Here is a 20038-nt window from a genome sequence, read left to right on the forward strand (position 1 = left end):
AACTGCTCAAACAAGATAGACGGCGGCTGCCTCACCGTAGTGCTTGGGCGCAAGTTACTCCATTGCGGCAGTGCGCTTGACTTCGAAGAGTTGAAATATCCCCATACCTGTGAGCATGGCGAGCATAAAAATTACCGCTTTTAGCTCTCCCGCCCCGGTAGCGACAATCGCCGGTCCGGGGCAAAACCCCGCCAGTCCCCAGCCGGCGCCAAATAGAAGGCTGCCCAATACCAATCGGCGATCAACCTGGTCACTTGCCGGCAGGTGAAGCGGTTGCTTCCAGATAGACTGTCCCCGCCGTCTGATGAAATGGAATAGTGGCAGGCCCACGGCGATAGCGCCAAACATCACCAGTCCCAGAGAGGGGTCCCAGGCGCCGGCTAAATCGAGGAAGCCGAGAACTTTCTCCGGGTTGGCCATACCGGAGAGCAATAACCCCAGGCCGAAAGTGAGCCCGGCCAAAAGTGCGCTGATATTGGTTTTCATCATCATTGCCCCAGCTGGCCGATCAGGAGGTGTCGCATTAGAAATACTGTTGCGAAGCCCGCGGCCATAAATATCAGGGTGGCGGTTAGCGAGCGAGTGGAGAGTCGGGACAAGCCGCAAACACCATGGCCACTGGTACAACCGGAAGCCATCCGCGTGCCCAGGCCCACCAGTAATCCCGCTGCAATTAAGGTGGGATAACCTGCCTGGATATCAATGTCGGGCACTGTTGCAAAGATTTTCCAGGCAAGAGGGCTTATCAATAGCCCCCCGATAAAGGCCAGGCGCCATAGGGAGCCCTGGATTTGGTCAAGCAGTCCGCCAATGATGCCGGAGATACCTGCGATACGACCGTTGAAGGCGAGTAAAGCGGCACTGGCGAGGCCAATCAGCAGCCCCCCGGCGAGTGCAGTGCTCGGGGTGAAAGCGGTCCAATCGATGGTCATGGGATTACTCCGCACAGTAGAGCTGGTAAAGGGTTTGCAGCAGGGCGAGTACTCGCGGGTCTGCAACCCGGTAGAAGACGTTTTTTCCCTCGCGGCGTGTTTCGACCAGGCCTTCGCGACGGAGGACACCCAGTTGTTGGGACAGGCTTGGTTGATGAATACCCAGGCGCTCTTCCAATTCGCCTACATTTAACTCTTCCTGGCTGAGCTGACATAGAAGTAGCAAGCGGTCCTGATTGGCCAGGGAGCGCAGCATCGCTGCCGCCTGGCCAGCGGAATCGCGCATTTTGTTGAGATCGAGATGTTCAGTATCAGGCATAGGAACTAAATCAATTTACACAATTACAATATATTGTTTTATATAATATCACATTGTATATTGTTGGTGTAGTGAATACGGGAGAGCAGAAGATGGCTCATGAAGAACACTGTGCCCGGGTACAGCCGTTCCTGGATCGGGATACAGAAACCTGGAGCTATGTGGTGTACGACAGGGAAGGGGGTTCCGCCGCTATTGTGGACTCTGTGCTGAATTTTGATTCAGCCTCGGGTCGCACCAGTAGCCGAGGTGCTGAGGAGCTGGTGTCATTTATTCAAGAGAAAGACCTGACTCTGGAGTGGATACTGGAGACTCATGCCCATGCTGACCACTTATCAGCGGCACCGTTTTTACGCCAGCAATTGGGTGGGCGTATCGGGATCGGTGAACACATTTGCCAGGTGCAGAAAATCTTCCGCGATGTATTTAACCTTGAGCGGGAGTTCCTGGCAGATGGCAGTCAGTTTGATCATCTCTTTAAGGATGGTGAAACTTTCCAGGTGGGTAAGCTGACAGCGAAAGTGATTTACAGTCCCGGTCACACCCCCGCAGATATGGCCTGGCTAATCGGCGATGCGCTTTTTGTTGGCGATACCTTATTTATGCCGGATGTTGGCAGTGCGCGATGTGACTTCCCCGGCGGCGATGCGTCAGAGCTGTATCGCTCAGTGCGTAAGATCTTGTCCCTTCCCGACCAAACTCGCATGTTTATGTGTCACGACTACCCGCCTAAAGGTAAGCGGGGCTATCAGTGTGAGACCAGTGTGGGAGAGCAACGCAGGGAGAATATTCATTTGCGCGATGGGGTTGCCGAGGACGATTTTGTCGCGGTGCGCCGCAAGCGCGATGCCACTTTATCTGTGCCGCGGCTGATAGTACCGTCTGTGCAGGTGAATATTCGTGCGGGGCAAATGCCCCCGGCAGAATCGAATGGTACGGTATATTTGAAAGTGCCGCTTAATCAGCTTTAGACGAAATTATTGATCGATATATTTATTCAGTTGAATGCATAGAACTGAGGTGATAATGAATATTAAACAATTAGATGAACAGGTGAGCGTTTCTGAGCATATAGCCTGTGAAAGTATGGCGCCATTGGTTCAGAGTGGGGTACAAGTTGTAGTATGCAATTGCCCGGAAGGTGAGAGTGAGACTCACCCTTCCTATGTGGAAATGGAGCAGGCCGCATTAGCGGTGGGCATTAAATTTGTGGCTATACCTTTTACTCGCGGACGTATGATGCGAAATCACTGCGAGGCATTTCGTGATGTTTTGCAAGAAGGAGACAAAGTGCACGCGTTTTGCCGGACGGGAAATCGTTCCAGCCAGGTATGGGCCGGTGCCAAGATCCTGATGGGGGCAGATAAAAAGCAGCTCAATTCCCAGGCCCAGGCCGCAGGATTTGATATTGGCGCTGTGCTGATATCGATTGAACCCTAGCTCTAAAGTGCAGCACTTTCGGTGCTGCAATTCAAACCCTTCTTCTAAGGCGATAGAACTCAGGCCGTAAGGCCAGAACGGAAAACAGATCATGGCGATGCAGCATCTCACCAGATGGTTTCCCATTCTGGCTACTATTCACTCCTATAATCGGCAGCTGCTAACCCAGGACCTACTGGCGGCTTCAATTGTTACCGTGCTCCTTATTCCCCAGTCCCTTGCTTACGCTTTGCTTGCCGGATTGCCACCTGAGGTGGGCCTCTATGCGAGTATTGTTCCGCTGCTAGTCTATGGCCTGTTAGGCAGCAGTCGAACACTATCCGTAGGGCCTGTAGCGGTAATCTCCTTAATGAGCGCCGCTGCCCTTGGAAAGGTAACAGCGAGCGGTGAGGTGGACTACCTCACTGCAGCAGCGATATTGGCGCTCTTATCTGGAGGAATTCTCACAGTATTAGGTATATTAAAGTTAGGTTTTCTCGCTAACTTTTTATCACACCCGGTAATCTCCGGCTTTGTAACTGCTTCTGCATTATTAATTGCACTTAATCAGATTACCCAATTGCTGGGGCTATCGGTCCATGGAGATACAATATTAGAGCTGTTGCCTGGCTTGTTTGAAAACTTGGGTGGCTATAATCAGTTGACCTTGTTAGTCGGTTTGGGGGTGGTGTTATTTCTATACCTATCTAGAGCTTGTGCGGCAAAACTATTGCAAAGATTAGGAATCAGAGCTGATACCGCTAATCTTCTGTCTAAGTCATCCCCCGCAGTAGCAGTGCTGATAACCGTGTACTTCTCATATACTTTTAACCTTGAAGCATGGGGAGTAGCCCTTGTTGGCAGTGTTCCTTCGGGGCTGCCTCAATTTAGCTTGCCAAAGCTGTCGCTTTCCCTATTTGAGTCACTTGCGTTACCTGCGCTAATGATTGCTATCATCGGCTATGTAGAATCGATATCCGTGGCAAAGACTTTAGCCGCAAAACGTAGACAAAGAATTGATTCCAACCAAGAACTGGTGGCTCTAGGGTTGGCGAATGTTGGGGCAGGTTTTTCTGGTGGATTTCCGGTAAGTGGTGGCTTCTCACGCTCAGTTGTAAATGCTGACGCGGGAGCACAAACACAGTTTGCCAGCCTATTTACCGCAATAGGCATTGGATTCACGGCTCTTTTTCTAACGTCACCACTATATTTTCTTCCGAAAGCTACTCTTGCTGCCACTATTATTGTTGCAGTACTTTCACTGGTAGATTTTTCTATCTTGCGTAAAACTTGGCAATTTTCCAAGGCGGATTTTCTTGCTGTAGCGGTGACAATCTTCGTTACTCTATTATTTGGCGTTGAGTCGGGCGTGCTCTGTGGAGTGGGTGCATCGCTATTATTATTCATTTGGCGTGCATCAAAGCCTCATATTGCAGAGGTAGGATTAATCGAAGGCACTGAGCATTTCCGCAATATAGATCGACACTCAGTTAAAACTGCTTCTGAAATTCTTACTTTTAGAGTGGATGGCCGTCTGATGTTCTCTAATATAAGTACATTGGAAGAGCGTATTTATAGCCGTCTAGCAGGTAATTCCCAGGTCAAGCATATTATATTGATGTGTAGTGCCGTTAATGAAATTGATTGGAGTGCCTTGGAAGTACTGGAAAGTATAAACAGTATCTTACTTAATAGAGGTGTTCGACTTCATCTTTCAGAAGTTAAAGGTCCGGTGATGGATCGTTTGGAGAGGAGTAGTTTTCTGCAGGTGCTGTCTGGTCGGGTTTTTTTGACCCAGTATCAAGCTTTCTCTTCGATTTCAGTTGTTAATGATAGTGCTGAGTAGACCTAATCGATTTTGAAAAAGTATTATCTGATTTGAGATTCTTGGGGATTATTTTAAATATTTAGATGGGGGTTAAGCTGATCTCTTTACTTGCTTTAATTGTACCAATTATTCATCTTTCTTGTTGGTATATATTTAAGTGGGCTGCTGTGGTTAAGTTCATCTTTAAATCTTATAAAAGTTAAAATCAAGCTTATATATGAAATACACAATAGGCAGGTTTTTAGATGGTTCGTTATTTATTTTAAGTTGCTTCAAGTGAACATTTCCTTAGAATGCCGATTAAATAATTTTATTTATATTGGGTCTTGGCGGAGTTATGAAGCTTCTAGTGGGAATCCTTTTAGCCATTTCATTTTTTTCGGTTAACGCAAATGCAGTTACATCGCCATCAATTGATAAGGATGGGCAATTTACTGTCAGTTGGATTTTGCCGCTTGGTCATGAGGATCCAGTTGTACGAGAGTACAAAAATGGTGTGTTTCTGGGAACAACGTCAGTAGGGCCGGTAGGGCCGACCCAAACCTCCGTAACTGTTTCGGGTCGATCTGATGGAATTTGGAAATACTCGATTGCTGCGCATAGCACTATTGGCGATGGAGGGCTTCCTCAGCCTTTACCGGAGCCAGGCCAGCCTGATTCCTCCTCTACGGGAATTGTTACCCTGGGGACCACCACTACAGAAGTTTTACTTTCACCGGGTGTGCCCGGTGGTTTTACTGCACCTACCTCGGTACAAGAGGGTTCCTACCAAATTTCGTGGAGCAACGCTTCTGATTCTGTAGACAGGTACGAGTTACAAGAGAAAAAGAATAATGATGGTTGGGCCCGTGTCAGCAACTCATCAAGTAAATCAGTAAACATCAGTGGGCGTGATAATGGTATTTACCAGTATCGGGCCAGAGCTTGTAATGACAGTGCATTTTCTAGTGCAATTTCTTGTGGTAGTTGGACAGGTATAAAGACCGTTACTGTTATTTTCCGGCCATCATCAATCGCAACACCTGCAAGCGATAACAATGGAGTCTATAGCATCAGCTGGCAATCTGTTAGTGGTGTTGAAGAGTATGAGCTGCGAGAAAAGCTCAATAACGATAGTTATAAAACAATATACACGGGGAGTGCTACAGAAATCCCCCTCTCTGGAAAAATTACCGGAAAATACCAATATGCCGTAAGGGCAAAGCTTGCAGGTAAGTATAGTGCCTGGCGATATTCCGGGGGCTTTTATGTCAGTGTGCGGCCGGGATCCATAACATTTCCCTCGGGAGTTGATACCGATGGTAGTTTCTCGATCAGCTGGGATAATGTCTCTGGAGCTAACAACTATTATTTTTAAAAGTGGCGTTGTTACCGTTAACGGGCAAAAGCAATTAGATTTCCTTAATTCTGCGGTAATATCAGTGGTTAATGATTTGGAGTGAGCTGTGGGAAAAGTTAAAAGACACGTTTTGGCAAGGATCGAGTTGTGCAATGATGTGGATAGTCCAAAGACGAATGGTGTTAGGAGTGGATATAATCCCCATCATAAATTTGACGGTATAAGTTTTTTAGTTAGCGGTATGCATTCATATGGGGATGATGAAAAGCATTTCCCAGGCGAGGTGATCAATGCAAATATAAATTTTGCTAGCTGGGAACATATAAAAGAAGATGTGAAAGTTGGTGACGTATTTTTAATACAGGAGTTGGATAGGGTTGTGGGAAAGGGTGTCATTCTAGAGATTGATGAGGGTGAGTAAGAGTAAAGTATGATTCTCACCTTTTCGAATTTTGGGAGCGGAATTGAGTGTAGGTATAGTTATCACTTTCACCCGATGCTTTACCTCATTCCTAGAAAGAGAGCCGCTAACCCAAAAGGTGTAGCTGGTTGAGAATGCTTAGCCTTAAAACTCAGGGCATATAAACCCCAAAAAAAGCCCCGGCAGAGAGATCTGCCGGGGCTTTGTCGTTATGTTTTATCAAGCCTGTTTCTTCAGCTTGGCATTATCGAGCCGCTTACAGCGGCCGGTATCGTCGGCGGTGCGGCAAAGTTAACCGAAAAAGTGCCTTGGGGGTTGTGACCTGATAATCTGGGGTTCGCCTTGGCGCGAGTGCTCTTTAAGTCCTTGATTGCATTGGGGCTGTAGCGGAAATAGCGGCGGGTTCGCGTCGGAACAACTCTTCTGGGCAGAGTGGAGCGACATCTCAAAGTACTTTGATCAGCTGGGAAGGAGTAAAAATAAACCTTTGGTCACATATGACTGAAATGGATCAGAGGAAGGCATGGGGAGAGGTGCTAAATGCTGTTGGTGGTGTTGAGAGAAAGGAGATTGGGAGTTCTCATGAAGAGGTCGCAGAGTTTTTAGCAAAGCACCTAGCTGGGATTGGTAAGAAATATCAATTTGAGATTGCTGCTGATATCGTTAAATCTGGTAGTCACTGGGGGTTCAAGAACCTAAGAAGCGAGTTTAGAAGGCAATCCGTTTCAGATTCCAATGCGGCTATTGGGTGGCACAACCACCCTAGGGGAACAACCTTTAGCGGCTACATTAGTGCGATTGATGGTAAATTATCTGGTGATATAGCGAATGCATTAGGGGCGAAATTAAAAATCCAGTATATTGCCCGGTCCTCAACTTTAATGGAGAGGTTTGATCCGAGTAAATTTGTAAATGCAACAAAAGGCTGGAGTTATGATAGGGCAGTAGGGCACAAGCGTGAAGTAATACTTAATGGAGGGCGACCATATGTCGATACCTTTGAATTCTAAATATTATATCCCCCTGTATAGATATATGCTTTCATGGTCCAGGTTTAGAAGAGTGCTACCGATAGATTTGTTGATCTACGTTATGGTCTTTTCTCTCATGAATTTCTCGACTGCCAAAGTAATAGCCAGTGAAGAATTGAGCGATCTCGATGGTTTTATTATGGAGGTTGGCCGATCCTTTGATTCACATGTCATTTTTAGAGTTGTGAAATGCGAACAAAAGCGGACCTTACTTATAAAGGTGTTTCCAAATCAGGCTGTAAATCAAGAGGGCCCTGATGCAAAAAGCTACCGGGTATCTTTGTCTAATGAAGAGTTGTCAGAATTTTTGAACTATTTAGATGCGCTTTCTGTTATCCCTACTTCTGATAATTATGAGGTGATAGATGGCTCAACCTGGACCTACAAATTTGAAAATGAAGGACAGATATGGCGTTACCACTCCCCTTTCACAAAATCTAGTCAAAGGGAGCTAGAACCGTTGGTGAATTTCGCCAATTTTTTGTGGAAAATTGCAGATAAAAATAAAATTGATTTAGGTGAGGCTTACTAGAGTTGTTTGAATCAAAAGCTATTTTGTAGCTATTCAGTTCCCTGGTGGGCAGAGTGCTGAAAGTCACAATGATCCAAGCATTTCAACAGCAACAACAAATTACTCGGAGCTTTCTAAGGAAAAACGATTAGCCTTTAATATGGATTTAATTAATGGGTGGAATAACAATGAGTTATTGAGAGGCTTCGACTCCCAAGCAGATGCGGCAGAGGCTAATGTAATTAACCCAATATCGATGAAGCATGACCTTGAAGTTTGTTCAAATATATATTTTCTGAGGAAGCTAGTAAGTATTTTCTCGTTGGCCTTGCTACTACTTACCAGCAAAATACTATAAAGAATGCTGCATTTGACTCCATTAGAGCGCCTTCTTTGAAATACGAATTAAAAGCCTATATCCATACTCACTCAGGGGTAGGTGGAGATTCAGAGTCTTTTCCCGGTGGCTCAAATCGCTGGAGCGAAGGGTATCAAGGTTGGAGGAAAGACTTAGGGATAGCTGTTCGAAGAGGAGTCGACGCTTATATCGCCACACCAGGTGGTAGACTTAAACATTTTAGTTTTAGAGCGTATTATAACGACTATAGATCTAACAGGCCGTTTAAAACTTATGTTTCTACAATTAGTTCGGATATTAACACCTGGAGCAGTCCATGAATTTCAAGAATCTCATAATTGGTTTATATGTAATAACTTTTTTAACTGTTTCCTTCATTTCAAATAAAGCACTAGCCAAAGGTGATCTCTGTCAAAATGACAAATGCTTCGTATCAATTGTTAACTTAATCGCAAATAAAGGCGCTTATCACGGAAATAAAATTATAGTCCAAGGCGTTTTTTTTCAGAGGGTAAAGATGCAGCCATTTACTTTGATAAAGGGTCGGCAGAGTTTCTCATCGATCAAAACGGGGTTTATCTTCACCTAAAAGATAGTGAGAAAGATATGAGCTTCTTAAATGGAAAATATGTAATTGTGGAGGGAGTTTTCAATGCTCGGGAGAGAGGTGTTTCAGGTGCTTTTAGTGGGAGACTTGAATCCATAAAGCGAATTCACCCATAAATAATGTTGAATGCTGGACAGTAATAGGTTGAATGGTAGACAAAAAGAGGCTGAAGATCATATTTCTACTGGTTTGTAGTTAAGATCAGCTGTCTTAGGCAATATCCAATCTAGGGGTAAGCTGGTTCGCCCACAGTCAAAGCGGGATAATTTTCTCTAAAGCGGTAAGATATAACGGCGGTAACTTTTCTAACCTGAGAGTTGCTTTCCACTCAGGTGGTAATAATAGGTGGCCAACCAGTGGGATATTGAGAAACACTGGCGTTACAAACTTAGGTTATTAAGACCACCCTTACGACCCAGTGCCAAGTATCGGTGGATTAAACAAGCTGAATCCAATAAGGATTCTTGGTTCACTAGGGCAACTAGATAATGTAGCTTATAGTGGATCACAAAATAGCCCGCATACGTTACCTTACACTAAGGATAAATATGAAAATAGTGAAAGGAGCATCAGAGTGTCCAATATTTTAAAATTATTTATGGCGTATTTAACTTTAGTTAGCGGAGCCGTGATGGCCGAAAGCTCTAATTGGAATGAATCCAATGTAAAAATTGGAAGGCAGAGCTTTCATATCAAGCTGCCACCAAATGAAAGTAAAGACTTTCCTACCACAGAGTCGCTACAGTTTGTAAACTTGACTGATGAAAGGCTGGATGTTGGTGCCCAATCAATAACTGCCATTAAGAAGTATTGGGATTTTAGTGGCGGACTATTACAAGGGGTTCAGGGGGCATTGAATATAAAGGTGAGAGTGAGGAAGGTTCCATCAAGTTTTGAAGGCAGCATCTTCAATGATGCCGACTTAGAGATGTTATTGATGGAAAGGATAAGTAATTCGGGGGTTGACCTTCCATCTCAATGTGTCTACGAAACCATTAACGGTGCCAAATGGCTCTCATATAAGCTTACGGGTAACCTGAATTCTACTGATTACGTATTCCCATTAACTGAGAATATCTATATTCAAGTGCAGGCTGATTTTATTACCAACAGTAAAGAAATTAACCCAAAGTGGCTTAACAAAGCACAAAAAATGCTGGTAGATATAGCTTCATCAATGGTGGTAGTCAAAAACGATTGATAAAACGGTAATGGGTAGAGTGGTAAATCTTCTGAAGGTGATACATTTTCCGAGCCACCTGAAATCTCCAATGAGGTAGAGTGGAACAGTATAGTTGCGGAACATATACGGGTTGAGACAAAAGAAAATCGTACCCTAATCGAATTAAATGTCGACCCAGTAAGCCTTTTGAATCCAAATGAGCCTGAATCAGTTTTTGTTGAAACTTTGGAGCGGATATCTAAAGGGTGGAATGTTACTAGGGTGGATGAGAGTGGTCATCAATATACAATGAAGCTAGATTTCAAAGAAGGTGGTGCCGTATATTATGTTACTCAAGGAATGAGATTTCAGGGGCCGCCTGGCATAGCTACTGGTGCACCTGATGGTGTATTTGTGATTAGGTACTCAAAGGATAAGTTTTGGCGCTACCCGACAACCCCAGCACATGAATTTGGGCACTACCTAGGGTTCAGACATCAGCCGAACCCCACAAATTCCATAATGAGTTACAGCGAAGGTCGCCACGTTAAAGCAAGTGACTTATCGCGACTAGCTAATGCATATAAGCAATAAACAATGATTAATAAAATTTTTTTTAGTGTAATCTTGGTCTTAAGTTCTGTTTTTGCTCAGAGTGACGAAGTGGTAAATCAATTTGATAAAAAAGAGTTTATTTCTCACTTAAATGAGGATATGGATAGGTTGTATAGTTTGTCTCAATCAAAGACGTACGACAAAAATTCTTCGTGTAAAGAAGCTGAGATACTGCGTAAATATCTTTTGAAAGACCCTGTTGTAGAAGCGAATAATGCAATAGATAAAGGTGAGCTAAAATACTTGGTTGTCAGTGGACCGCAGTTAGAGATAGTTGCGGATGGGATGCCAGAGACGATAAGTCGGCAGTTAATAAATAGTGGAAAATTTGAAGTTATTGAGGGAGTTGCCGATAGTGTCTCTTGTGGTGAACAGCTTTATCTAACGAGATATACTCATTGGTATATCTATGTATATAACTCGGTTTTGTATATTAATTCTGTGAGTGCTATTCAAGATACACGCAGATAGGGAGATATGAAACACACTCGGGATATCCGGTGCACAGAGATATCCCGGAAAAAAGGAAAGACTTGGGCTTTCTTCAAATAGTAATCTTACTGAACCGAAAGAAAGCCCCGGTAGAGCAATCTCCCGGGGCTTTTATTATTATCCGGTACGTGTCTAGCGCCGGGCCTCATACTTCACAATCTGCCTTCCAGCAGCTCGCGGATAATCAAGCGAAGAAGTGCCTTGGGGGTTGTGACCTGATAATCTGGTGTTCGCCTTGGTGCGAGTGCTCTTTAACTCTTTGATTGCATTGGGGTTGTAGCGGAGATAGCGACGGGTTCGCGTCGGAACAACTCTTCTGGCCAGAGTGGCGATAGTTTGTCTGTCGGAGCGAAAAATTCAAGAACTCCACTGGCGAAACAAAAGAGTGGGTACGGTTGGACAGAAATAGACGGCCACCATGTTGCATATTTTGGTGAAGATGTAGTTTCTGATGGGATTGCTGACTTAAAAGCTATAAATGATTTACGCAGCTTGCCGTATCGGAGTGGTGAGGAATTACTGGTTTATAGACTAGATTCAGATGGAGAGCCATATATATCAACAGTGCTCAGCTCTGATGGTGATCAGGTCGACGGAAATGTCTCTAGCTCAGACCCGATGATAGCAATTGCTCATACCCATCCCTTATATTCACGAAGAGATATAGGTCGTTCATATAGAACTCAAAATAGGTTGAATGAAAATTTCGGTCCGGGAGATCACCACAACATTATTAGCAATCAAAAGCCAAATTATTTACGGACCCAGTCGGGTATTATAAAAGTATTGGAAGCAAGATCTGGGAGAATAACTGTGAGAACACTTACTGGTGATGAAGCAGGTAATATTGAACTTTGGGTTAGGCGCAGAGATCAGTAGGGCGAGGTAGAGAATGAAAATTATTTATTTAATATCATTTTTATCCTTAGTCTCAGTTAGTTTTTTTCGCAGGAAATGCGTGCCAGATCTCCAGATGATCGAATATTATTAATTAAGGTGGGTTCTATTTCACAGTTTAGATTTGAGGGGGATCGCTCTATTCCTAGTTGGGTTAACGAAGCACTGTCACCATTACTGTGTGGGCAAGAGGTGTATTTTTCTACAGTGATAGCTAGCGGAGAGCAGCTTAAAAATGTGAAGATTAATGCATTTTTGGATGAGTTTTGCGTTTCTCATAAGGACATTTTATTGAGGCCTTCCATTTACTTGGTGAGGCTCGAGAAGTAATTAGATGGGTTATGGTTGAAAAAATCTAGTCCGATAATTCATAAAGATAAAAATGTAATTTATGTTGATTCACCTGGTTGGCTTTTGTCTATTGAGCAGAATTTAATTTCCGAGGTTGTCTGTACAGATAAAGCTTATAAGCTTGAAGGGATTAGATTTTATGAAATTATGGAATCGATCAAAAACTTCGTAGATTGAAAGAGAACCTGAAGAGCAATAGTTTAAGGTGTTTATGGATTGGGCAGAGTGGGAGTCCTGGATCAAAAACCGAGTTTTCTCCTGGTCTTAAAGATGTCTCTTTCTGGCTCGATGGGGCAAGGTTATTCAGAAGATAGGTACGGTTGGCATCTCTATGATGTTGATGCGGAAGTATGTTCGGCCCAAATGTCGTGTACAGAGACTGAAATGAAAGATCAACATTCGAGGTTTGTGGTTCCTGGACAAGATCCCTCCAGGCCAGTGGAAGATGGCAATATCTATAAGGTATATGACCCGAGGATTGATATTCGACTGGCTGATAGCGGTTATCGATGGAAGTTTTATGCTGGAAAAGTATTAACCAGTGTAAGCGAGGATGGGTTATCCATTACTAATACGACACTTGCAGGACATGTTCTCTATGACGGTGAAATTAACCGACAGCTATATAGGGCTGAGAGTGGGGCGTGGCATGTTAGGACTACTGGTTATGGAAACAATCTAATTCCATTTACGGACGACGTTAACATCTGGCAAGATGAGAAAATTTTTTAGTATGTTGATCAGCAAATGAAGGCCAATATACGAAAGCATCACGGATTGGAGAGTTAAGATGATAAGTAGCAATCCCAAAAGTTGGTTGATGGGGCTCATTGTTTCAGAGGCTTTTCTAGCTTACGGATATTCGGCTATAGCTTATAAAGATGATGATATTGAAGAGCCCATTTATAAAATAACGTTCAAGATCTCCCCTGATACCAGGAGTGATCGGATAGAGACCTTTGCTGATTCGAACGCGTTCGCAATTAGAAGTGCGCCTACAAGGCCAAATTCAAGTAGTTCTCTGACTCAGTTTTGGCGTGAAGATATTAAGATAATTGGCGTGAACCCATTTGATCCAAATATCTATAAGTTTCGTTTCTATAAGAATGATGATGCCCCTGTAGTGCCGGAATCCTTAAAGCAACTTGTTCGGGAGATTAAAGGCGTTGCGAAAAACTTAGAAGGAGCCAGTTTCGAGGAAAAATGACAGTGATACTACTGTACCTCCTTTGGGCAGAGTAGTGAAGGTAATATATCTGCTTCTAGTCAATTTCATTTTTCTGGTTGTGGAAAAATCTATCAGTGTCAAAGCCAGGTAGGAGATTTATTTGTAACTTTTGGTGTGGTGCAATTAGGTACACTAGATACTTCACAATTAAAACAAAATTTACCTGATCCAAAGCTGAGTGGATTGCCAGGTTGAAAAACTTCTATGGTTACTATGTAGGAGGCCTGAAAATATCGTGACAAATCTCGGAGGTATAATAATCGCCAAAGCAGTTAAGATATCTAGAAACTGATGTTGCAGCAGAAGTAACTCGATTTCAATTCGTAAAAACCTTAATTAGTGCTAAATACCTCTAGTAATTTATGCTAAGAGAATGATTTTTCTCCTCATATTGATAGATATTATTGTTTTGTAAAGTTCGATTCTCGAAAGTTAATTTAGGAATTTTCTGTCAAGATTTTCCGCTTGATTTTTTAATGCTTTCACTTTTTAAATGGTCGATAATTAGATCGATTTGGGCCTGATTGTCTTTGATTAGTTGGTCCGAATAGTCCTTTAACTTTGGGAGCTTCTTATGCTCAAATATGCCGATAAAAGGCTCTCGAATTTCGATATTTAGATAGTCGTATTCTATCCTCCCTTCTTCAGATAAAGATTTTGCAATTTCCAGTGTATGGAGCTGGTGTGTATCCATTGAGCGCTGCATATTTGTTAATGCATCTCGAAACCAGTTTATTTGTCCCCAGTTTTTCAATGTGTCGTAGTTTGTTGTTGAGCTAAGGAGTCGAGGGCTGCCAGCACCTAATACCAGGATGTAATAATTTTTATCGGGAAATTCGTTGATAACATCTCGAAGAATCATACTGGCCGGGTTGTTCATAGCTATAGCTGCATCTGCAAACACACATTGGGATTCGTTTTCCGACTCTGCAAATTCAGGCTCACAATGCTGGATACCTTCATCTTCTGAATAATTGAATACGACAGGCGGAAAAGCAGTTTCAGCACTTACCGCAGCTGTCATTAATTGATAAAGCCGATCGGTGGGGAGATAATTAACCGTCTCACCTTTGTTCTTGAAAAGATGTATCTGTCCGTCCTTTAAGTTTAAAGAAGGAATGATTACGTAGTTCTCAAGTTCAGTAAAGTTAAGGTCTTTAGTATAATGTTTTTCCATTACCTCATGTAATCGGCTGCCAAAGTAAGAGGGTGAAAACAGACCGCCTGCGGTTAGGAACTTGTGATACCAAGGGGGAGAGAAAAGGTAATTTACTTCGTTCTCATAGATATCAACCAGATAGTCGAGATGGGATAGCTTTTGCCCGTTTCTGCTGGGAATAGCTTCATCAGGAATATTGAGGCCTGTTGCGATAATGGCTCCAGTGGAAACCCCTGAAAAAACGTCGAACACCTGATCAAGGGGCTTCCCTAATTTGTCTTCAATATACTGCAGTACATGTAGAGGAATTAAGCCTCTGACTCCTCCGCCTGCTACGACGAGGATATTAATCGTGTCTTTTTGCTGGAGATAATCGGTATTGTGAGTAAGATCATACGTGACCGACTCTCGGGGGAATGTGGTTGTTTGCGTAAAAAAATTGTTATAAACGTAGGCGAAAAAAGCATAACCAGCAGCAAGATACACAAGTGCAATAATAGTCTTTTTGAAAGAGGCGTTGAACTTACTTGCCATGTTGTACCCAAAACCATCTATTCCTTATGGGTTTTGCCTTTTTAAAGACAAACTCCCAAAGGTATATTAACTTTTATTTTATATCTTCAAAGACTGAATGGTAATAAAACAAAATCTATAAGAAATATAGTAAGGAGTTTACGCGGAGCTTAAGTAGAAAGTGTAATTGTTCTAGGTGGTGGTGACTTGTCTCGAAATCCGACGCTGGTAAGCTCCGCCTTTCTATTGATATAGCATATGCAATGATATCTAGCGGAAGTAATGCAGCTAGATTATGTATCTTGGTTTTTGAAATTAATGTGTTTGGATTGTAACAACTAATTCATGCGGTCTTGCAGCAAATGAAACAGCGTGGTAGTGGAGCTATTGTCCAGATATCAAGTATTTTGGGGGAATTCGTATTACCTTTTCTTGGCTCATATAATACTACCAAGCACGCAATAGAGGGAATCGGAGAAAACTACCGCGTGGAGCTGGCTCAATTTGGCATTCAGTCTCTGATTGTTCAGCCTGATAAACATTCATTTAGAACAACTGTTGATGGTACAGGATTAAATTCCATGATTGGGAAAATTAACAAGGCCACAGAAGAGCCGATGCAAGAAATTTATTCAGCTTATGGGATGAGCAATATGTTCTAGATTAAGTAGCTTTGCTAATATAAATAATTGCTTGGCACTTCAAAGAGCAAGTTGATTTTTAGCGGGTTTGTGAGGTGCTTATTTGTATAAGAGTTAATTTTTTAATGGCTGCTTTCAGGGTTTCCATTTTAGGGTTGTTTGCTTAAAGTATTTGCTTGCATGGAATGCTATTCCGAAATAAGGCCATTTAATATACGCATATATTCATTAACAAATAAATCAATACTATGTCTGCTAATCAATGGTTCACAATACCCAAAAACAAAGACCGAATTACGGTAAGTGGTAAAGGTAGCAGCCATTAATGGGTTAATACCGTTAGTTAGAGTGATCATCGGCATCTGAATTTCAAAATACTCCATTTCATCGGCTAAAAGAGGTATGCTGCCTGCGTTGGATACAATAATCCCTGCTGGAAAGGACTTTTGTTGGGCTGTTATCTCTGAAGCCATATGAGTTATATCGCTCATCGTATAGTCTGAGCTGAGATTTTTTGTCATAGGCCTCTGCTTGAGCAGTACCGAAAAGATTTGCTTTTGTAGCATTTTGGCAACATCAATAACATTGGCAGACTCTATATTGGGGGGGAGCTTCAAGCTAGCGGTTTCGGAAAAGGCTCCAATATGCCCTATGGGAATGTTCGGGGAGCATAGCCCTCTGGCATCCATCGATAAAATTACTTCTGTTAATTTTTTGTCAATAGGTACTGCTCGTGCAGCAATAGATGCAATGGCACAGTAGATTGCAGTAATTTTTATGCCGTTACTCTTGCCCCAATTAGCGAGTTTTTTAGTTCTTTCTGGCGACATAAGATATGAAATTGCACAGGACTTGCGCTCATTGGGAGCGGCTTGCTTTTCTACCAGCCAGATGAAATCGTCAATGTTCTTATGTTCAACTCCCTTTTCTCCAAAATATCCAGCTGACTCTAGCTGGCTCGCAATGCTTTCTTGTAGTGGAAGTGACTTGGCTTGTTTAAGTGTTTCGTTAGATTGCAGGAATTTGTCTAAATCTGAAAATATAGTCATTACTGATCTGCCATCAAATGCCGCATGAATATTGATGACAGAAATCCACTCTACGAGACCTTCTTTATTGAGGTATAGCTTTATGCTGTATACATATTTTTCACTGTCCAGGCAGTTTATGCCGTGAACTTTAAACTCATCCTCTAAATTGAGAGTGTCACTAACTTGGCTTATATTTAATGGGATATCATTAAAGTCAACGTCGCAAATCCAGCGAAGTTTTTCCCCTCTTTGGATACGAGCGCGTAGAAGAGGGTGGCGTTTGTGTAGGTACTCTAATCCTGTGCGTAAAGTGTCAACACTTAACGATTTGCAGACTCTAATGAAAGAAACAAATTGTAAGCCACCATAGGAGAGTCTTGTCATCTCTATAAATAAGGCCTCTTGTGGGCCAAGTTCTCGAGATGGAGTTTCTAAACTCATAAAAGACACCGATCAAAATATCGACGATCTTGATTATTTGGGGTCAGAGCAGCATGAATGCCGCATTCGGGAATGTATCCTGACTTGCTGTCAAGGATAGTATTACTCCGCAATTGACTACTTCAGTGCACCGAGCTGCTTTAGGAATCCATATTTGTCCCAAGTGACCCAAGCCTCGACTATTTTGCCGTCCTGAATCTTGGAGAATTCCACGGCATCCCAGGTGATTGTTTTTTTGGTTGGAGTTTCCCCCATAAACGAGCCGACATGATTAGCGCTGACTGTAACATGGGTTGCGACTAGATCTCCTTCAGCTACTTGCTTGGTACTGACTGCCTTGATGTCTTTGAATGCTTTGTGAAACTTAGTCACTTCTTCTTCAAATTGTTTGAGGTTACGCTTTTGTGGGCCTGCGCTATCCGTTGTCGCAGAATCCAGGTTGTTTATATAGTTAGGAGATAAAATTGTCTTGGGATCTATCTTATTGCCGCTTAGCCACAACCCCACAGCTTGCATTGCGAGTTTTTTATTCTCTTCTAAGTTATTTGGCTGTGCCGCCACCAAATTGGTGATACTGAATAAAAGGGCTGTTAAAACCAAACAGGAAGCTCGTTTGAACATTTGATAGATTCCTTTCTACATAAATTAGGGTGTGTTTCAGGACGTCTTGTAAACGACATTAAAAATGAGTAAAGAATTGTGTCATCTCCTATTATGGACACATATTCCATAAGCTGAATCGATATTCAGGTAGTTTGGCAAGCTGTCCATCTTTAGACTTTACTGGATTAAAAGTATGCCGCTAAAATTGATGTTTCAGATTAGCAGCAGAGTATTTATACGAGGTGAGTAATAGAGATGCTGCTGCCAGCATGGTACCTGGCAGCAGGTTATACGGCCGATCTACAAACTTAGCATTTCCCGTAAGCGAGTAGCGGGGCGTCTTGCAGCCTCTATTTCTTTTCCATCGGCCATTGTTATTAGTAGTCCACTATTGACCCATGGTTGAATATCCTGAATAAAATTCAGGTTTATGATTTGCTGGCGGTTGGCGCGAAAGAAAACCTCAGGATTTAAACGCTGTTCAATTTTAGATAATGATTTATAAATAAAGGGCTTGTTGTTATCAAAGAATACTTGGGCATGATTTCCACAGTTTTCAAAATAACGGATATTTCCTATTTCTATTAGCCAGCAGCGCTCTCCGTCCTTGATAAAGATCTTGTTGTTGGTGTCTAGGTAGTTCGATAAGTGATTATTATCCTGTAAGGAAGAATCACTTAGTGTTTTGTTAAGGGCTCGCTTTAATTTTTCCGGGTTGATAGGCTTGAGGAGATAGTCTAATGCGTTGACTTCGAATGCTTGTATGGCGTATTCATCATAAGCCGTTGTGAAAATAACCTGGGGTGCAGCTTCAAGCTGTTCTAGTATGTCGAAGCCAGTCCCGTCCGGTAGATTTATGTCTAAAAAAAGTAAGTCTGGTTGTTCTTTTAGAATCAGAGAAACTGCCTGCTCACAATCTTTTGCCTCTGCAACTAAATTTATATTTTTGTGAGGCTTTAACAGCTCTCTCAATTCATTGCGAGCGAGTCTGGAATCTTCAATAATAATGGCTTTCACTTATTATACCGCCAGCTGTAGAGATGAAGTAGGAATATGGCATTGGGCAATAACTTGCTGCCCCTGTTGCTTTATCTGGAAGGATGTGTTGTTACCATATTGAAGAGTCAATCGTTTTTTTATATTAGCTAGCCCCAATCCGGTATTTTCATTTTTCTTTTTGCTGGGCTTTGTTTCTAGAGGTGCGTTTAGTTCTAAGGTCCCTGGGTTAGCTACCGTGATGACTAGGTGTTCCTCTTCATGGGATACTCTGATGGTTACTTCACCGCCATGCTTGGACTTTTCAATTCCGTGGCGTATCGCATTTTCTGTAAGCAGTTGGATAATAAGAGGAGGGATTCGTTCTCCCATCAATTCTGGATCAGTTATCAACTTGAAAGTCAAACGATCTTCATATTGTATTTTGAGGAGGTCGATATATTGACAAACAATTTCCAGCTCATCTCTGAGTGGCACGGTTTTCTGTTTATGTGCCATCAATGTATATCTCAGTAGATCAGAGAGGTTTGTCAGCATCGTTCTTGATTTAGTAGCATCCTCGAGAATTAAGGCCCGAATATTGTTTAGTCCATTGAATAGAAAGTGTGGGTTAAGCTGCCCCATAAGTGCTGCCATTTTAACCTCATTGAGCTGTAGGTTAAGTTGAATGGCTTCCTGTTCAGCCTTGAGTAAACGGTCTTGATTAACTGCTGTAACATAAATTAGGGTCCAGCTTACTAATAAAATTGTCATGATAAGCCAGTTGCCAAGTACGTTATGCCAAATTGATTCGGGAGTGGTATATCCCATTAAATTGTAATATGAGAATAGAAAAATAACTGAAATATAAGCACATAAAAATGCGAGTGAGATTGAGGATAGAAAGAAGTAGGGCCACTGTTGCCTCCAGTTTTTATCTAAGAGGTCAAAGCGATAAATCATTTCTCTGATGATTAGTGTTAAAGCTCCGCAGGTTAATATCAGGGTGAGTGCATGTATGGCGAGTTGCTCAAAATTTTCATCGGTAAGTAACCCGCGAGAAATGGAGTTCACTAGGGCGAATATTAGCCAGCCGCCAAAATGATACACTAAGAATTTTGTCGTAGGTGCGGGGGACTTCAGTAACTTCATAAATTAATACATG

21 protein-coding genes are annotated in these 20038 nt (G+C 42.5%); 13 read left to right on the forward strand and 8 right to left on the reverse strand.

Annotation, left to right across the window (positions count from 1 at the left end; all coding sequences use genetic code 11):
* Positions 1 to 54: 54 nt before the first annotated feature.
* The 3 genes from ACJJI3_RS01840 to ACJJI3_RS01850 are packed head-to-tail and all read right to left on the reverse strand — an operon-like array spanning position 55 to position 1251.
* Positions 55 to 489 carry a DUF6691 family protein gene (locus ACJJI3_RS01840; RefSeq protein ID WP_444941302.1) on the reverse strand — a complete coding sequence of 145 codons (435 nt, stop codon included), beginning with the start codon at positions 487 to 489 and terminating at the stop codon, positions 55 to 57.
* Entirely contained in the window at positions 489 to 932 is a 444-nt protein-coding gene (locus ACJJI3_RS01845; RefSeq protein ID WP_444941303.1) for a YeeE/YedE family protein, read from the reverse strand. The genes ACJJI3_RS01840 and ACJJI3_RS01845 overlap by 1 nt, the downstream gene beginning before the upstream one ends.
* A gap of 4 nt (positions 933 to 936) precedes the next feature.
* Positions 937 to 1251, reverse strand: a complete 315-nt coding sequence (locus tag ACJJI3_RS01850; RefSeq protein WP_282932131.1) for an ArsR/SmtB family transcription factor — start codon at positions 1249 to 1251, stop codon at positions 937 to 939.
* A 92-nt stretch (positions 1252 to 1343) separates the two neighbouring features.
* On the opposite strand from ACJJI3_RS01850, the gene ACJJI3_RS01855 reads away from it, so the two are divergent.
* The 12 genes from ACJJI3_RS01855 to ACJJI3_RS01910 all read left to right on the forward strand — a co-directional run bounded on the left by ACJJI3_RS01855 (position 1344) and on the right by ACJJI3_RS01910 (position 13489).
* The gene (locus ACJJI3_RS01855) at positions 1344 to 2222 is read left to right on the forward strand and encodes an MBL fold metallo-hydrolase (RefSeq protein ID WP_282932132.1); all 879 of its coding nucleotides are present in this window, start codon (positions 1344 to 1346) and stop codon (positions 2220 to 2222) included.
* Between the two features lie 55 nt (positions 2223 to 2277).
* A complete protein-coding gene (locus ACJJI3_RS01860) occupies positions 2278 to 2691 on the forward strand; it encodes a protein tyrosine phosphatase family protein (protein ID WP_444941304.1) in 414 nt (137 codons plus the stop codon).
* Between the two features lie 97 nt (positions 2692 to 2788).
* Entirely contained in the window at positions 2789 to 4516 is a 1728-nt protein-coding gene (locus ACJJI3_RS01865) for a SulP family inorganic anion transporter (protein WP_444942535.1), read from the forward strand.
* A 319-nt stretch (positions 4517 to 4835) separates the two neighbouring features.
* A complete protein-coding gene (locus ACJJI3_RS01870) occupies positions 4836 to 5855 on the forward strand; it encodes a hypothetical protein (RefSeq protein ID WP_444941305.1) in 1020 nt (339 codons plus the stop codon).
* 88 nt (positions 5856 to 5943) lie between these two features.
* Positions 5944 to 6258 carry a hypothetical protein gene (locus ACJJI3_RS01875; protein ID WP_444941306.1) on the forward strand — a complete coding sequence of 105 codons (315 nt, stop codon included), beginning with the start codon at positions 5944 to 5946 and terminating at the stop codon, positions 6256 to 6258.
* A 497-nt stretch (positions 6259 to 6755) separates the two neighbouring features.
* Positions 6756 to 7268, forward strand: a complete 513-nt coding sequence (locus tag ACJJI3_RS01880) for a hypothetical protein (protein WP_444941307.1) — start codon at positions 6756 to 6758, stop codon at positions 7266 to 7268.
* A gap of 97 nt (positions 7269 to 7365) precedes the next feature.
* Positions 7366 to 7821, forward strand: coding sequence for a hypothetical protein (locus tag ACJJI3_RS01885; protein WP_444941308.1), 456 nt, complete (start codon positions 7366 to 7368; stop codon positions 7819 to 7821).
* 1518 nt (positions 7822 to 9339) lie between these two features.
* On the forward strand, positions 9340 to 9966 hold the full coding sequence (locus tag ACJJI3_RS01890; RefSeq protein WP_444941309.1) for a hypothetical protein: 627 nt from the start codon (positions 9340 to 9342) through the stop codon (positions 9964 to 9966).
* 558 nt (positions 9967 to 10524) lie between these two features.
* The gene (locus ACJJI3_RS01895) at positions 10525 to 11013 is read left to right on the forward strand and encodes a hypothetical protein (protein WP_413662605.1); all 489 of its coding nucleotides are present in this window, start codon (positions 10525 to 10527) and stop codon (positions 11011 to 11013) included.
* A gap of 357 nt (positions 11014 to 11370) precedes the next feature.
* Positions 11371 to 11913: a hypothetical protein gene (locus ACJJI3_RS01900; RefSeq protein ID WP_444933713.1), complete on the forward strand. Its 543-nt coding sequence runs from the start codon at positions 11371 to 11373 to the stop codon at positions 11911 to 11913.
* 732 nt (positions 11914 to 12645) lie between these two features.
* Positions 12646 to 13014, forward strand: coding sequence for a hypothetical protein (locus tag ACJJI3_RS01905; RefSeq protein WP_444941310.1), 369 nt, complete (start codon positions 12646 to 12648; stop codon positions 13012 to 13014).
* 58 nt (positions 13015 to 13072) lie between these two features.
* Entirely contained in the window at positions 13073 to 13489 is a 417-nt protein-coding gene (locus ACJJI3_RS01910; protein WP_444941311.1) for a hypothetical protein, read from the forward strand.
* Positions 13490 to 13961: 472 nt separating this feature from the next.
* Here ACJJI3_RS01910 and ACJJI3_RS01915 read toward each other — a convergent pair whose 3' ends face one another.
* Positions 13962 to 15203: a patatin-like phospholipase family protein gene (locus tag ACJJI3_RS01915; RefSeq protein ID WP_444941312.1), complete on the reverse strand. Its 1242-nt coding sequence runs from the start codon at positions 15201 to 15203 to the stop codon at positions 13962 to 13964.
* Positions 15204 to 15523: 320 nt separating this feature from the next.
* Between ACJJI3_RS01915 and ACJJI3_RS01920 the strand changes: the two genes are divergently transcribed.
* A complete protein-coding gene (locus tag ACJJI3_RS01920) occupies positions 15524 to 15844 on the forward strand; it encodes an SDR family NAD(P)-dependent oxidoreductase (protein WP_444942536.1) in 321 nt (106 codons plus the stop codon).
* Between the two features lie 167 nt (positions 15845 to 16011).
* On the opposite strand, the gene ACJJI3_RS01925 is transcribed toward ACJJI3_RS01920, so the two are convergent.
* The 4 genes from ACJJI3_RS01925 to ACJJI3_RS01940 form a co-directional block, all read right to left on the reverse strand.
* Positions 16012 to 17295: a condensation domain-containing protein gene (locus tag ACJJI3_RS01925; RefSeq protein ID WP_444941313.1), complete on the reverse strand. Its 1284-nt coding sequence runs from the start codon at positions 17293 to 17295 to the stop codon at positions 16012 to 16014.
* Between the two features lie 117 nt (positions 17296 to 17412).
* A complete protein-coding gene (locus tag ACJJI3_RS01930) occupies positions 17413 to 17916 on the reverse strand; it encodes an ester cyclase (protein WP_444941314.1) in 504 nt (167 codons plus the stop codon).
* Positions 17917 to 18198: 282 nt separating this feature from the next.
* Positions 18199 to 18915: a LytR/AlgR family response regulator transcription factor gene (locus tag ACJJI3_RS01935; protein WP_444941315.1), complete on the reverse strand. Its 717-nt coding sequence runs from the start codon at positions 18913 to 18915 to the stop codon at positions 18199 to 18201.
* A gap of 3 nt (positions 18916 to 18918) precedes the next feature.
* Complete coding sequence (locus tag ACJJI3_RS01940) at positions 18919 to 20025, reverse strand: sensor histidine kinase (RefSeq protein ID WP_444941316.1); 1107 nt, start codon at positions 20023 to 20025, stop codon at positions 18919 to 18921.
* Between the last annotated feature and the right edge of the window lie 13 nt (positions 20026 to 20038).

This window comes from Microbulbifer maximicatervae (SeqCode) (assembly GCF_052466985.1).

What these genes read in the sequence shown, in the direction of transcription:
- ACJJI3_RS01910 (WP_444941311.1), top strand. Translation starts at nt 13,073, where the DNA reads ATGATAAGTAGCAATCCCAAAAGTTGGTTGATGGGGCTCATTGTTTCA.
- ACJJI3_RS01930 (WP_444941314.1), bottom strand. Translation starts at nt 17,916, where the DNA reads ATGTTCAAACGAGCTTCCTGTTTGGTTTTAACAGCCCTTTTATTCAGT.
- ACJJI3_RS01865 (WP_444942535.1), top strand. Translation starts at nt 2,789, where the DNA reads ATGCAGCATCTCACCAGATGGTTTCCCATTCTGGCTACTATTCACTCC.
- ACJJI3_RS01840 (WP_444941302.1), bottom strand. Translation starts at nt 489, where the DNA reads ATGATGAAAACCAATATCAGCGCACTTTTGGCCGGGCTCACTTTCGGC.
- ACJJI3_RS01860 (WP_444941304.1), top strand. Translation starts at nt 2,278, where the DNA reads ATGAATATTAAACAATTAGATGAACAGGTGAGCGTTTCTGAGCATATA.
- ACJJI3_RS01850 (WP_282932131.1), bottom strand. Translation starts at nt 1,251, where the DNA reads ATGCCTGATACTGAACATCTCGATCTCAACAAAATGCGCGATTCCGCT.
- ACJJI3_RS01940 (WP_444941316.1), bottom strand. Translation starts at nt 20,025, where the DNA reads ATGAAGTTACTGAAGTCCCCCGCACCTACGACAAAATTCTTAGTGTAT.
- ACJJI3_RS01845 (WP_444941303.1), bottom strand. Translation starts at nt 932, where the DNA reads ATGACCATCGATTGGACCGCTTTCACCCCGAGCACTGCACTCGCCGGG.
- ACJJI3_RS01885 (WP_444941308.1), top strand. Translation starts at nt 7,366, where the DNA reads ATGAATTTCTCGACTGCCAAAGTAATAGCCAGTGAAGAATTGAGCGAT.
- ACJJI3_RS01870 (WP_444941305.1), top strand. Translation starts at nt 4,836, where the DNA reads ATGAAGCTTCTAGTGGGAATCCTTTTAGCCATTTCATTTTTTTCGGTT.
- ACJJI3_RS01895 (WP_413662605.1), top strand. Translation starts at nt 10,525, where the DNA reads ATGATTAATAAAATTTTTTTTAGTGTAATCTTGGTCTTAAGTTCTGTT.
- ACJJI3_RS01855 (WP_282932132.1), top strand. Translation starts at nt 1,344, where the DNA reads ATGGCTCATGAAGAACACTGTGCCCGGGTACAGCCGTTCCTGGATCGG.
- ACJJI3_RS01925 (WP_444941313.1), bottom strand. Translation starts at nt 17,295, where the DNA reads ATGAGTTTAGAAACTCCATCTCGAGAACTTGGCCCACAAGAGGCCTTA.
- ACJJI3_RS01880 (WP_444941307.1), top strand. Translation starts at nt 6,756, where the DNA reads ATGACTGAAATGGATCAGAGGAAGGCATGGGGAGAGGTGCTAAATGCT.
- ACJJI3_RS01905 (WP_444941310.1), top strand. Translation starts at nt 12,646, where the DNA reads ATGTCGTGTACAGAGACTGAAATGAAAGATCAACATTCGAGGTTTGTG.
- ACJJI3_RS01915 (WP_444941312.1), bottom strand. Translation starts at nt 15,203, where the DNA reads ATGGCAAGTAAGTTCAACGCCTCTTTCAAAAAGACTATTATTGCACTT.